This window comes from Ascidiaceihabitans sp. (assembly GCF_039986515.1).
Lineage (GTDB): Bacteria > Pseudomonadota > Alphaproteobacteria > Rhodobacterales > Rhodobacteraceae > Ascidiaceihabitans.
Genome location: NZ_JBDWQO010000025.1, coordinates 22983 through 36268, shown reverse-complemented (window position 1 = coordinate 36268; position 13286 = coordinate 22983). Strand labels below are relative to the sequence as shown.

The window sequence follows — 13286 nt, the reverse complement described above, 5'->3', positions numbered from 1 at the left end:
TTGTTAAAGGTTGCGCAACTTGCTTTGGGGGCGAGTCTTTTAGTTTTGGAAGGGGTTGACCATGTGTGTGACATGTTCGATTGTTGGATTGCAGATGCAGCAGGTGCTGCATGGAGATTTGAGTGAGACAGCAGTGGTTGTCTCTGAAGGCGTAGATGCGGCAGCCAATACATCTACAATTTATACGATGGCGGTTGACGATACATTTACCGGGTCGATCTCTCAGGCCTATGATCAGGACTGGGTCGCGATTGAATTGACGGCGGGTGAAACGATCACCATTTCCCAGACGGGGCTGAGCCTGTTGGACCCTTATCTGCGTCTCTATGATGCCAGTGGCACCCTTTTGAGGCTCAACGACGATGGCGGCCCCGGGCTTGATTCCGAAATCACCTATACGCCGACCTCTTCAGGCACCTACTACGTGTCTGCAGGGGCGTATTCGACACGTGTCGGAACATACAGCCTGTCCGTTCAGGAAGAAGGCGTGACACCACCGCCCCCACCTCCGGGTGAATTTGACCCGTTGCAAGCGCTGGATTGGGGTGGGGCGCAGCTGTCTAGCAACACGGTCAACGTATACTTCGGGCAAGACGGGTTCACGGCAGATGGTGTGACATCCGAGGGCTGGAACGCCTATGAGATGGCACAAATGGTGCGCGTCTTTGATCTGCTGGAGACCGTGGCTGATCTTGAGTTCAACATCGTTACCTCATCGGTCAGCGCGGACTTCCGCCTGATTATGGACGACGGCGCTGAAGCCTCAGGGGTTTATGGATATTTCAATCCGCCCGGCACCACCAACGCAGGTGTTGGCGTTTTCAACGACAGCCTGATCGGGGACGCGGCAGGCAGCGATCTGGAGGTCGGGGGCTTTGGCTTCATGATCTTCATGCATGAGGTCTTGCACGGTATGGGCTTGTCTCACCCCCATGATAATGGTGGGGGGTCCGAGGTGCTTGATGGCGTCAGATCCGCGCGTGACGATTACGGCAGCTATAACCTGAACCAAGGCATCTACACCACGATGTCCTATAACTCGGGTTATCACACAGGCCCCGTTGGCACGGTCGGCGATACCAATGAGATTTGGGGCTACAATTCGGGCGCAATGGCGTTGGACATTGCCGTGTTGCAACAGGCTTACGGCGCCAACACGACCTATGCGTCGGGCAACAACAACTATTTTCTGGCCGACAACAACGTGATTGGCACACAGTGGGTGAGCATCTGGGACACAGGTGGCACTGACAGCATGCGCTATACAGGGGCCCGTGATGCGACCCTTGATTTGCGTGCGGCAACCCTGCTGGGAGAAGAAGGCGGCGGTGGATTTGTATCCGCGGCCAACGGCATTGCAGGCGGATATACCATCGCCAACGGGGCTGTGATTGAACGCGCCTTTGGCGGGTCGGGCAACGACACGATTATCGGCAACGACGCGGCCAACCGCTTGGCTGGCAATCAGGGCAACGACAGTGTCGATGGTGGCGATGGCCGTGATACCATTTTTGGGGGCGCGGGCGATGACACGCTTCTGGGGGATCGTGGCAATGACACATTGGCAGGGGGCGATAACAACGATCTGCTCTTTGGCGGGGGTGGTCGGGATCGCCTTGTGGGCGAGAACGGCAATGACACGCTGAACGGTGGCACTGAGGGCGACCGCCTTGCGGGCCAAGCGGGCGATGACAGCCTGAATGGCGACGGCGGCAACGACCAGTTCTATGGCGGCAGCGGCGAAGACACGCTGAACGGTGGCACAGGCAATGACGTGATGCGCGGTGAATCGCAAAACGACATGATCTTTGGCAACCAGGGCAACGACACGCTGATCGGCGGATCGGGCAACGACACCATGCGCGGCGGGTTCAACAACGACCGTCTGGATGGTGGATCGGGCGGCGACGTCATGTACGGCGAGCGCGACAACGACACGATGAACGGCGGCGATGGCAACGACAATATGCGCGGCGGATCGGGCAACGACGTGATGAACGGCCAGAACCAGAACGACGTGATGCGCGGAGAAGCAGGCGCCGACACCATGGGCGGCGGCAACGGCAACGACACGCTGTATGGTGGCGATGGCAACGACATTCTGCGCGGCGGGTTCGGCGATGACTATCTGAACGGTGGCAACAACAATGACCGCTTGGAAGCGGGCAAAGGCAATGACACCATGAAGGGCGGCAACGGCGATGATGTGTTCATCTTCAACGTCAACTCCGAGATCAACACCATCGAGGACTTCACCTTCGGCGATACGATCCAATTGAACGCCAACATGCTGACAGGCCAAACCACAGGCACCGCGGTCTTCACAGCCTTCGGCAGCTTCGAGAACGGCGGCATCTTGCTGGACTTCGACAACGGCGTTGAAATCTTCCTTGAAGGGGTCACATCCCTGACCAACCCGGACGACGCGATTTTGGTCACCGGCTAAAGGGTCCGTTTGCCGGATCAGAACCATGATTTGAAAGCTCCGGCCCTTTAGGGGTTGGGGCTTTTTTCGTGGTCGAAAAGCAGCCAGATAGATGGTGAAATACCTGTCTTATAATCAAGGTTATGGTAAGTCCATCGGCTATCTACCGCCCGCACCACATCCCCCGCGCGTTGACAATACAAGGGCAAGGGGATACCGCCGCACAAGACCATTAACAGATGTTGAGTGATCTTTTCCGTGACCTTTGCCCTCTATACTGCGTATCACAAACCCGCCCCTTTGTTGCGCAGCGCATCCGTATGTCCCATCCATGTCGGACGCGCAGGTGCCGCCGCCCCCTTGCAGGATATGATCGGCGATGACACAGGCGAAAACATATCAGACCGCAATGCGTTTTATTGCGAACTGACGGCGCTGTATTGGGCGTGGAAAAACGACACCGCCGCCAGCCATATCGGGTTGATGCACTACCGCCGTGTGTTGGATTTCGAAGGCCAGTTTGAAGGCCATGAGGCTGAGCTGTATGTGCCCCGTTTCGATGTGCCCGACTGGCTGGAGGGCACCGAAAACTGGCTGGCCGCCCATGGCACCGACTACGATCTGATCATCCCGTGTGTGCACCGCATGGGCCGGTCCGTGAAAGAAAACTACCGTCATGGCCACGCCCCCGAAGACCTTGACCTGACCCGCGACATCATCGCTGCTGACCACCCCGAATATCTGGCCAGCTTTGACGCGGTCTGCGCCGATAAAGACATCCGTCTGGGCAATATGTTTGTCATGCGTCGTGATCTGATGGAACGCTATGCCGCGTGGATCTTTGACATTCTGGCCAAGCTGGAAAACCTTGATCTGGACCGTTCGCATTACAGCGTTCAGCAAAGCCGGTATCTGGGGTTTGTGGCTGAACGCCTGATGACGGTCTATGTGCATCACCTGCAAACCACCCAGCCCGATCTGCGTGTGCATGAGGTGCCGATTGTCAATCTGTCGCAGGCTTTGGTCACGCCCTATGTTGCCGATGACAGCCTGAACGGGCCTGCGCATGTGAACGTGGCTTTTGCCGCCGACCGCGCCTATCTGCCCCATACCGCGGCGATGCTGCAATCGATGCTCAGCCGTGCGGACCAGACCCGCCAGATCAACCTGTTTTTCCTGTCCACAAACGTCATGCCCATCGGGTTGGCGCATTTGCAGGAAGTTGTGGATATCCACCCCAACGCCCATCTGCATGTCCTGCCTGTGGGCCGCGCCTTTGAAGGCAGCTACCGGTCGTCAAGCCGCGCCCCGTCCAACGCAACCTACAACCGTTTCTTGTTGTTTGACCTGCTGCCCAGCCTTGACCGGCTGCTGTATGTGGATGGCGATATGATCTTCCACGGCGACGTTTGCGAGATTTTCGACACCGATATGGGTGCAGCCCAGATTGCAGCGGTGCCGGATTACATCATGACGCGCACGCTGACGGGGCCAACCCCCACAATCGACCCTGATGTGCCCGATCTGGCCGACTACCACCGCGATGTGTTGGGTCTAAGCGATGCGCAGATTGCGCGGTATTTCAACGCGGGTCTGATGCTGTTGAACATGGGGGCCATGGATGTGGCCGCCACCGGTGCGGCCTTGATGAAAGAGGCCGAAGCGGGGCGTTACCTGTTCCGCGATCAGGACATTCTGAATGTGCATTTCAAAGACAGCCTGATGGTGCTGGATGGGCGTTACAATGTGTTCAACACCCATGCAGACGGGTATGGCCGTGTGCCTGCGCCGGGGTTTGCCGCCGCGATGACTGCGCGCAAAGACCCCTTCGTGACGCATTATGCGGCGGGCAATTACAAGCCATGGAACGCCGTGCCGGTGCCGCGCGCCCAGTACTATTGGGCCGCGATCGCGCAGACGCCGTTTTATGCGGAGGTGCTGAAAAACCTTGCGCCAAAACAGCGCCGCATGTCGCGGGACCGTCATGATGAACAGCGCACTTGGGCTGTGGAAAAGGGTCAGGCTTTGGCGGAACGCTTTCCGGCGCTGCGCCCTACATTGGTGCGGGTATACAGGACTTTTGCACGATGATCTGGCCGTTCAAACGCAAGAACGTCCAGCGTGATGATGTGCCCCTATCTGAAAGGCCCCTATCTGAAAGGCCCGTATCTGAAAGACCCGTGCCGGATATGACATCTGACGCGGCGCCGCAGGACATGGCCCCAAAGGCCGAGGCCCCACAAGAACCAGAACAAAAGCCCGCGCCAGCCCCGACCCCGCTGGCGTCTCCTGCTGTGCGCCCCGACACATCCAAGCTGGTCATTCCGCACCCGGTCACCTTTGTTGCGTCGCCCTACAAAACTGCCACCACAACTGTGGGCAAAGCGGTTGTGGCCCTTGGCGTGGGCAAACGTGACATGCTGCACCGTGGTCCTTTGCTGCGTGATCATCTGCCCGCCATCAAAGCCGCCAACGCGCTGGCCCGTCAGGCCCGTTTTGCGCCGGTGTTCATGGAACATCATACCGATGAAGTGCGTGAAATTTTGGCCGACCTGATCAAGGCCGTACGCAAATTCGACGTGTTTTCCGATGCCCCTTTGGGGCACGCCCATGTGCATCCGTTTGTGCGCAAAGCCATCGCCCCCCAAAGCAAATTCATCTGGGTGCATCGCCCCGTCGAGGAATGGATTTCTTCGGTACGACGCTGGGAAGAAGGCCACCCCGAAACCTATGCACGCCATATGTTCTGGACCAGCGACCCCGAACGCCGCCCTCGCGAATTGCGCCGCATGCGTAAAATTCATGTGCAACGCTTTCGGGCTTTGGCGCGGGCTTATCCTGACGATTGTCTGGAAATCAAAGTGTCAGAACTGGAAGACTTTACCAAACTGGCCGAATTCTACGGGGTAGAGCCACCCGAAGCGCCGCTGAAACGCTACAATGTGAATTCGGGGTAACCCCTGCATGTAAAAAGGCCCGCAACGCTGAACGCTGCGGGCCTTTTTGTTCAAGTCACGTAGAAGCGATCACTTCCACTCAGCCCCGTTATGTAAAATGGATTATTTCCATTTTGACACGCAGGGAATCTTGGTCGTGTCGCAACGCTCTGCGTATTTGGCAGCGATCTCTTTGACCTCTGCCATCACGCCGTCGCTCAGCTTTGTGGGCTCAAGACCCAGACCGAGGAAGTTGTCGTTGACCACGTTCAACTCGTTCTCTGCCGCCTCGTTACGCGGGTTCTCAAGATACGCGATTTCGGCAGAGGTTTGATCGGCAATCATCTTCGCCAAATCCCGCACGCGGTGCGTTTCGGTCATCTGGTTGAGGATATGCACCCGGTCGCCTTTGGCAGGTGGGTTGTTCAGCGCGATTTCCACACATTTGCAGGTGTCTTGAATGTGGATAAACGCGCGCGTTTGACCGCCTGTGCCGTGCACTGTCATCGGATAGTTCACAGCCGCTTGCATGATGAAGCGGTTCAGAACCGTGCCGTAGTCGCCGTCATAGTCAAAGCGGTTGATCAGGCGTTCATCTTTGCGCGTCTGTTCGGTTTGCGTGCCCCAAACGATGCCCTGGTGCAGGTCGGTAACCTGAAGACCGTCGTTTTTGGCATAGAATTGGAACAGCAGCTGATCTTGGGATTTGGTCAGGTGATAGATCGACCCGGGGTTTGTCGGATACAGGATTTCCTGCTCGCTTTCGCCCTCTGGTGTGTCGATCTTGACCTTGAGATACCCTTCGGGGATTTTCATGCCTGCGGTGCCGTAGCCGTAAACGCCCATGGTGCCGAGGTGGACCAGATGGATGTCTTGGCCGCTTTCAACGATTGCCGCCAACACGTCGTTTGTCGCGTTGAGGTTGTTGTTGATGGTATAGCGTTTGTGCTGCGCGGATTTCATCGAATAAGGGGCGGCGCGCTGTTCGGCGAAATGCACGATGGCGTCTGGCTTTTCGTCTTCGATCAGCTTCAACAGGCGGTCGTAGTCTTGGCCAACAGTCAGGTTGTGAAACCCGATTTTTTTACCTGTTAATTCTTCCCAGACCCGAATGCGTTCCCCGATGGGGCGGATCGGTGTCAGGCTGTCGACTTCCAGTTCCAGATCGATGGCCCGGCGCGACAGGTTGTCGACGATGATGACGTCATGGCCTTGCTCGGACAAGTACAGTGCATTGGGCCAGCCGCAGAAGCCGTCGCCGCCTAAGATAATGACTTTCATAGGTAGAATCTCCTTGGACCACCATTTTTGGTTGGTCAGTTATATCCCCTAATAGAGCAGGAAGGTTAAGGGGGAAAATGGGGGAAACCCTTACCTATTCAGCCATGAGTTGAGAATTTGGCGGAGAGCCGCCAAAACGCGCACCTTTTGGCCATCGAACGCTCAGTTTACTAAAGTTTTAACGCTTCCGCTGACACTCCGGGCGTAATTCATGACAGGAGCTCCCGGATGTCTGACACATCTTTGATTTTAGGTTTGCCCTATATTCAACCCGCCCAAGCGCAAAAGCACGTGACCCATAATGAAGCGCTACGGGTGTTGGATGCGGTTGTGCAACTCAATGTGTTGAGTGCCACCGCCACGACCCCGCCTACGACCCCCGACGAAGGGGACCGTTATCTTGTGGCGGCCACAGCCAGCGGCGACTGGGCCGGCCATGACACGGAACTTGCGGTGTGGGACAATGGCGCATGGCTGTATATCGCGGCCCAAACCGGTTGGGTGGCTTTTGTACGCGACACGGCCGGGCAGGTCTATTTTGATGGCCAAGGCTGGGAGGCCGCGACCCCCGATCTGACCGAATTGCAAAACATGACCCGCCTTGGGGTGGGCACGGTGGCCGATGCGACCAACCCTTTGGCCGTGTCTGGCACAGCCACGTTGCTGAACCACGCAGGGTCTGGCCACCAGCTGAAGGTGAACAAATCCGCCCCCGCCGATACAGCCAGCCTGTTGTTTCAGACCGACTATACGGGCCACGCCGAAATGGGCACTGCCGGCAATAACGACTTTGCGGTCAAAGTCAGCGATGATGGCAGCACTTGGAACACAGGTGCGGCCTTTGACGCAGCGTCTGGCCGCGCATCCTTCCCGTCGGGCGCCCAAGTGACCAACCGCATCGACATGGGCGGGCGGTTCTACTGCTACACCAACAACCGCTGGGTGACGCATCAAACCAGCTACGGCGTTCAGGGCGAAAACAGCAGCACCAACGGCGGCACCGGTGTCGATCCCTCCATAAGCTGGAGCCACATGGGCGTATTTTTGCCCCAAGGGGCGGCGTTGAAAGCGCTGGACGGGTTCTTGCGCGCCTCTTCCACAGAGATCACGGGCTACGACGTGCAGTTCCATTTCCAGACCGGCCCCTTTGACACAGGCTGGAATGCAAATGGAAGCACAGTGCGCACATCTGTAGCCAGCCAATCGGGCAACACGTTCTTGCCGGGGTTCAATCGTCTGGGTCTGGATCTGGGCGGGTTTGTGGCCCCTGCGGACGGGTTTGCTTTGCTGTTCATCCGGCCCATCGGCGCAATCACGGCGACGCGGTATATGTATGGCGGTTTGGCGCTCAGCTATGTGACGGCGGATTAGGGTCTGAGTTGCTAAAAAAGGAGGCCGTGCAGAACGAGATTTTGCGCGGTTTTGGTGTGGAGGGTGTAGGACTATGTCCGGTATGCGGGCGAAGTGGCCGTCTATTTTGGTAAGATCTCTTGGATCAGAGTTGCCTCAGTCAGTGGCGTGCCATCCTCAAAAGCACCCAGGTGTTCTAAGGCCAGCTCCATCACAGTCTTAAGAACGCCTAGATCAATTTCGTTCCCGTAAGTATTTATTTTCAGATGGTTTGTGTCGTCGTACCTTATCACATCTGCAATGTGTTTTTGGTCCTCATCCCACACCTCAAGAGACATTGTGTTCCTATGAATGTCTCCGGCGATTTGCCAATCAAGCTTCATCATCTCAGCAGTCTATCGAACGCATCAGGCGTTACAACAGCCTCAGAGCCGCACCACACAACCCTCCTACCCCTCCAACATCCGCAGCAAATACGCTCCATAGCTGTTCTTGGCGAACATTTCGGCTCGCGCCCGCACGGCGTCTGCGTCGATCCACCCGCTCTCATAGGCGATTTCCTCGGGGCAGCCCGATTGCAGCCCTTGCCGCTCGGTCAGGGTCCGCACGAAGTTGCCCGCATCCAGCAGGCTCGCGTGGGTGCCGGTGTCCAGCCACGCATAGCCGCGCCCCATGGTTTCCACGTTCAGCGTCCCATCGGCAAGGTAGCTGCCGAGCAGCGTGGTAATTTCCAATTCGCCGCGCTCTGAAGGTTCCACGCCCCGCGCCCGCTCCGGCGCAGAGCCGTCCAGAAAATACAGCCCCGTCACCGCGTAGTTTGACGGCGCTTTGGCAGGCTTTTCGATGATGTCCGTGACCTTATCCCCATCAAAGGCCAGCACCCCGTAGCGTTCGGGGTCAGCCACGTGATAGCCAAAGACCGTGGCCCCCTGCCCTGCATCTGCCCGCGCCAGCAGCTTGGGCAGCCCGTGTCCGAAAAAGATGTTGTCGCCCAGAACCATGGCAGAGGGCGCGCCGTTCAGGAAGTCCTCGGCCAGAATATAGGCCTGCGCCAGCCCTTCGGGTTTCGGTTGGACAATGTAGGTAAGGGACAGTCCCCATTGCGACCCATCGCCAAGCGTGCGCTTGAACTGCTCTTGATCCTCGGGCGTCGTGATCACTGCAATCTCGCGGATGCCGGCCAGCATCATGACGCTTAAAGGGTAGTAGATCATCGGCTTGTCATAGATCGGCAGAAGCTGCTTAGAGACGCCCATGGTGATGGGATAAAGCCGCGTGCCAGAGCCCCCTGCGAGGATGATGCCTTTGCGCTGAAGTGGGGCCTGTGTCATGCTAATTCTTTCACGATGTCTGCGATGCCTGCGCGCCAGTCGGGGCGTTTGATGCCAAAGGTTTTCTTGATCTTATAGCAATCAAGGCGCGAATTAAGAGGCCGCAGGGCGGGGGTTGGATAGTCACTGCTTGGGATGTCGGTGACGGCGCATGTCAGGTCCGCGGCCTTAAACACGGCCCGCGCCACATCGGCCCAGGACGCATTGGGGGAACCTGAGAAATGATAGATACCGCCCTTGTTAGGCTCTGATATAAGGCTTTGCGCCATATGATGACAGGCCCGCGCAATGTCACGCGCCGGGGTCAACCCGCCAATCTGATCCGCTACGATTGTCAGCGCGTCCCGCTCTGCTCCAAGCCGCAGCATGGTTTTCACAAAGTTATTGCCATGCGCCGACACCACCCAAGACGTGCGCAGCACAGCCCATGTGCCACCAATCTCTGCAATCGCCGCTTCGCCTGCCAGTTTGGAGCGCCCATAGGCGTTGATCGGCGCAGGCATGTCGCCCTCACGCCACGGCGCGTTCCCTGCCCCGTCAAACACGTAATCGGTTGAGATCGACACAAACGGAATGCCCAAATCGGCGCAGGCCTGCGCCATGACTTCGGGGGCGGCGGCGTTGATCATATGGGCACGCGCTTCGTTTTCTTCCGCGGCATCCACGGCCGTGTAGGCGGCGGCATTGATCACGGCGGCGGGTTTGTGAATGGCAATCGCCTCGGCACAATTCAGCGGATATTCCAGATCGACATCATCGCGCCCAAGGTTGCGCACATCGGGCAAAGTGCTGAGTTCGCGCGCCACCTGCCCCGACTGTCCAAAGACCAAAATCATGCGCCAAGCCCAAGACGGGCGCCGACGCCGGGGCGCGCCTGCAAGGCCCGCCACCACGTTTCATTCTCAAGATACCAAGCGACGGTTTTGCGCAGGCCTTCTTCCAAAGTGACCGACGGCACCCAACCCAGTTCATCGCCAATACGGCTGGCATCAATCGCATAGCGCGCATCATGCCCGGGGCGGTCGGTGACAAATTCGATCAGGTTGGCGTAAGGCGCGGCACCAGGGCGCATTTCATCAAGCAGCGCGCAGATCATCCGCACCAGATCAATATTGCGCACCTCATTGTGCCCGCCGATGTTGTAACTGCGGCCCTGTGCGCCTTTTGCCAGCACCGCCAGCAGCGCCTCGGCGTGGTCTTCCACATACAGCCAGTCGCGCACGTTTTCCCCTGCCCCGTAAATCGGGATTGGCTTGCCCGCCAGCGCGTTCAGGATCACCACAGGCACCAGCTTTTCGGGGAAATGGAAGGGGCCATAATTGTTGGAACAGTTCGACAGCACCACAGGCAGCCCATAGGTTTCCGCCCAAGCGCGCACCAGATGGTCGCTGGCGGCCTTAGAGGCAGAATAGGGCGAGCGCGGGTCATAAGGGCTGTCTTCGGTGAACAGACCCGTGGCCCCTAATGATCCAAACACCTCGTCTGTGGACACGTGGTGAAAGCGGAAATGGTCCGGCTTTCCTTGGGTGGTCCAATAGGCGCGGGTGGCCTCAAGCAGGGTGTAGGTGCCGGTGATATTCGTCTCTATAAAGGCGGAAGGGCCATCAATTGAACGGTCCACATGGGATTCTGCGGCCAAATGCATGACGGCATCGGGGGCGTGTGTGGCAAGCACATTGTCCAAGGTTGCACGATCCCGAATGTTAGCTTGCACAAAGGCATAATCAGGATGATCCGCCACGCTGGCCACATTGTCGAGACAGGCCGCATAAGTCAGCGCATCTAGGTTCACAACACGGTGGCCCTGCGCAATCGCATGACGCACAACCGCAGAGCCGATAAACCCCGCGCCCCCTGTGACCAGTATTTTCAAAACGGGCTTCCTAGCTCTTTAAGGGTGGGGGCTGTGGCGTCTTTTTCCGACAAAACAGGCTCTGATATACCCCAATCGACCCCTATATCCGGATCATCCCACGCGATGCCTGCGTCGCAGTTGGGCGCATAAGGCGCTGTGCATTTGTAGCAAATCTCGGTGTCGTCTTGCAGGGTGACAAAGCCATGCGCAAAGCCTGCGGGCACCAGAAGTTGGCGGCCGTTTTCAGCCGAGAGTTCCACACCGAACCATTGCCCGAACGTCGCAGAACCGCTGCGAATATCCACCGCCACATCGTACAGCGCACCGCGTCCACAGCGCACCAGTTTGTCTTGTGCCATGGGGGGCGTTTGAAAGTGCAACCCGCGCAGGGTGCCTTTGCGGGCAGACAGCGAATGGTTGTCTTGCACAAACTCCAGATCCAGCCCCGCGTCCTGCATCGTGGCGCGGTTCCAGCTTTCCGAAAAAAACCCACGCGCATCGCCAAAGCGGGCGGGGGTCAGGATCAGCACGCCGTCCAATGGGGTGTGTTCAACGGTTAGCTTTTCACTCATGTTCGTTCACTCAGGGATTTTACTCATGTTCGTTCACTCACGGGCGTAGATGTCCTCGTAGCGGATGATGTCGTCTTCGCCCAAATACGAACCCGTCTGCACCTCGATCAGCACCATCGGCACTTTGCCGGGGTTTTCCATGCGGTGCACGGCGCCAAGGGGGATGTAGACGGACTGGTTTTCGCCCAGCAGTTTCACATCCTCGTCCACCGTGACACGCGCGGTGCCTTCGACCACAATCCAATGTTCGGACCTGTGGTGATGACTTTGCAAAGACAGCGCGGCACCGGGATGCACCACGATGCGTTTGACCTGAAAGCGATCGGCAAGGACCAGCGTTTCAAACCAGCCCCAAGGGCGGTGATCTTTGGGGAAGGCTGTGGCTTGTTTGGCGTTCTTGTCCTTCAGCGCGGCCACGGCCAGCTTCACGTCCTGGGCGCGGGACATGTCGGCGACCAGCACGGCGTCTGGCATCGCCACGGCCATGATATTCTTCAACCCGATGCCCACGACCTCAAGGCCATCCGCCTCGGAGCGCAGCAACGTATCGTCACAATCAATCGCAGTGGCCGGACCTGTGGTGGCCACGCCGCGCACATCGGGGCCGGCTTCGCGCCAAACGGCGTCCCAACCGCCCAGATCGGACCAGCCTGCGCCAAAAGGCACCACCGACAGGTTCTTGGCCTGCTCCATCACCGCATAGTCAATGGACACGTCACGCGCCCGACCCCATGCTGCGGGATCCAGACGCAAGAACCCAAGATCGGCTTTGGCTTGGGTGACGGCGGCGCCCACCGGCTCCATCAGATCGGGGCAATGGGTCCGCGCCGCTTTCAGCATGGTTTGGGCGGAACATAAAAACAGCCCTGCATTCCATAGAAAATTGTCCGCCTTCACCATGATGTCTGCGGTGGCGGCATCGGGCTTTTCCACAAAACGGGTCAGGGGCGTGGCATGGCCGTCTTTGGGGGGGGCGCTTAGCTCAAGATAGCCATAGGCGGTCTCAGCATGCGTGGGCGTGATGCCGAAGGTCACAATTTGCCCGGCCTGCGCCGCAGGCACACCCGCGGCCACAGCAGCACGGAAGGCGGCCGCATCGGGCACAACATGATCCGAAGGGGCAATCAACATCAGGGCGGCGGGATCCGTGGTCGCCAAATGCAAGGCCGCGGCCAAAATCGCAGGCGCTGTGTTGCGCCCTTCGGGTTCAATCAGCACCGCGCCCGGATCAAGGCCTGCGTCTTGCAATTGCTCGGTGACGATAAAGCGGAAATCAGAGGCCGTCAGCACCAGAGGCGGTGCGTAACCGGGCCCCGACAAGCGCCGGGCAGAGGCCTGAAACAAGGTTTCATCCCCCACAAGCGGCACAAACTGCTTGGGGTAACTTTTGCGCGACAAAGGCCAGAGGCGCGTGCCTGATCCGCCGCAAAGAAGAACCGGTGTGATCATGGATGGGCCTGCCTGTTTTGCTGCTGCATAGGGTCTTTATACTGTTGTAGGACGCGGGGTCTACGCCCCAACTGTTGTGCGCCACAT

Annotated in this window: 11 protein-coding genes; 4 read left to right on the top strand and 7 right to left on the bottom strand. The window is 58.2% G+C overall.

Annotation, left to right across the window (positions count from 1 at the left end):
* Nucleotides 1-118 precede the first annotated feature (118 nt).
* From ABJL60_RS21585 to ABJL60_RS21575, 3 genes are all read left to right on the top strand, one after another.
* Nucleotides 119-2446: a pre-peptidase C-terminal domain-containing protein gene (locus ABJL60_RS21585; protein ID WP_348502196.1), complete on the top strand. Its 2328-nt coding sequence runs from the start codon at nt 119-121 to the stop codon at nt 2444-2446.
* A 237-nt stretch (nt 2447-2683) separates the two neighbouring features.
* A complete protein-coding gene (locus tag ABJL60_RS21580; protein WP_348373328.1) occupies nt 2684-4516 on the top strand; it encodes a DUF4422 domain-containing protein in 1833 nt (610 codons plus the stop codon).
* Between the two features lie 98 nt (nt 4517-4614).
* On the top strand, nt 4615-5382 hold the full coding sequence (locus ABJL60_RS21575) for a sulfotransferase (protein WP_348373329.1): 768 nt from the start codon (nt 4615-4617) through the stop codon (nt 5380-5382).
* 102 nt (nt 5383-5484) lie between these two features.
* On the opposite strand, the gene ABJL60_RS21570 is transcribed toward ABJL60_RS21575, so the two are convergent.
* A complete protein-coding gene (locus ABJL60_RS21570; RefSeq protein WP_348290798.1) occupies nt 5485-6642 on the bottom strand; it encodes an NAD-dependent epimerase/dehydratase family protein in 1158 nt (385 codons plus the stop codon).
* 228 nt (nt 6643-6870) lie between these two features.
* Between ABJL60_RS21570 and ABJL60_RS21565 the strand changes: the two genes are divergently transcribed.
* Nucleotides 6871-8013 carry a DUF2793 domain-containing protein gene (locus ABJL60_RS21565; protein WP_348373330.1) on the top strand — a complete coding sequence of 381 codons (1143 nt, stop codon included), beginning with the start codon at nt 6871-6873 and terminating at the stop codon, nt 8011-8013.
* 101 nt (nt 8014-8114) lie between these two features.
* On the opposite strand, the gene ABJL60_RS21560 is transcribed toward ABJL60_RS21565, so the two are convergent.
* The 6 genes from ABJL60_RS21560 to ABJL60_RS21535 all read right to left on the bottom strand — a co-directional run bounded on the left by ABJL60_RS21560 (nt 8115) and on the right by ABJL60_RS21535 (nt 13199).
* On the bottom strand, nt 8115-8378 hold the full coding sequence (locus ABJL60_RS21560) for a hypothetical protein (protein WP_348373331.1): 264 nt from the start codon (nt 8376-8378) through the stop codon (nt 8115-8117).
* 63 nt (nt 8379-8441) lie between these two features.
* Nucleotides 8442-9323, bottom strand: coding sequence for a glucose-1-phosphate thymidylyltransferase RfbA (gene rfbA, locus ABJL60_RS21555; RefSeq protein ID WP_348373332.1), 882 nt, complete (start codon nt 9321-9323; stop codon nt 8442-8444).
* Nucleotides 9320-10159 (bottom strand): dTDP-4-dehydrorhamnose reductase, encoded by an 840-nt coding sequence (gene rfbD / locus ABJL60_RS21550; RefSeq protein ID WP_348373333.1) that lies wholly within the window; start codon nt 10157-10159, stop codon nt 9320-9322. The genes rfbA and rfbD overlap by 4 nt, the downstream gene beginning before the upstream one ends.
* Nucleotides 10156-11196, bottom strand: coding sequence for a dTDP-glucose 4,6-dehydratase (gene rfbB / locus ABJL60_RS21545; RefSeq protein ID WP_348373334.1), 1041 nt, complete (start codon nt 11194-11196; stop codon nt 10156-10158). Before rfbB ends, rfbD begins: the two co-directional genes overlap by 4 nt.
* Entirely contained in the window at nt 11193-11750 is a 558-nt protein-coding gene (gene rfbC, locus ABJL60_RS21540; protein ID WP_348373335.1) for a dTDP-4-dehydrorhamnose 3,5-epimerase, read from the bottom strand. Before rfbC ends, rfbB begins: the two co-directional genes overlap by 4 nt.
* A gap of 33 nt (nt 11751-11783) precedes the next feature.
* A complete protein-coding gene (locus tag ABJL60_RS21535; protein ID WP_348373336.1) occupies nt 11784-13199 on the bottom strand; it encodes a mannose-1-phosphate guanylyltransferase/mannose-6-phosphate isomerase in 1416 nt (471 codons plus the stop codon).
* Nucleotides 13200-13286: the final 87 nt, after the last annotated feature.

Coding starts and splice junctions, on each gene's coding strand:
- rfbD (WP_348373333.1), bottom strand. CDS start 10,159: ATGATTTTGGTCTTTGGACAGTCGGGGCAGGTGGCGCGCGAACTCAGC.
- rfbA (WP_348373332.1), bottom strand. CDS start 9,323: ATGACACAGGCCCCACTTCAGCGCAAAGGCATCATCCTCGCAGGGGGC.
- ABJL60_RS21565 (WP_348373330.1), top strand. CDS start 6,871: ATGTCTGACACATCTTTGATTTTAGGTTTGCCCTATATTCAACCCGCC.
- ABJL60_RS21535 (WP_348373336.1), bottom strand. CDS start 13,199: ATGATCACACCGGTTCTTCTTTGCGGCGGATCAGGCACGCGCCTCTGG.
- ABJL60_RS21575 (WP_348373329.1), top strand. CDS start 4,615: ATGACATCTGACGCGGCGCCGCAGGACATGGCCCCAAAGGCCGAGGCC.
- ABJL60_RS21560 (WP_348373331.1), bottom strand. CDS start 8,378: ATGATGAAGCTTGATTGGCAAATCGCCGGAGACATTCATAGGAACACA.
- ABJL60_RS21570 (WP_348290798.1), bottom strand. CDS start 6,642: ATGAAAGTCATTATCTTAGGCGGCGACGGCTTCTGCGGCTGGCCCAAT.
- rfbC (WP_348373335.1), bottom strand. CDS start 11,750: ATGAGTGAAAAGCTAACCGTTGAACACACCCCATTGGACGGCGTGCTG.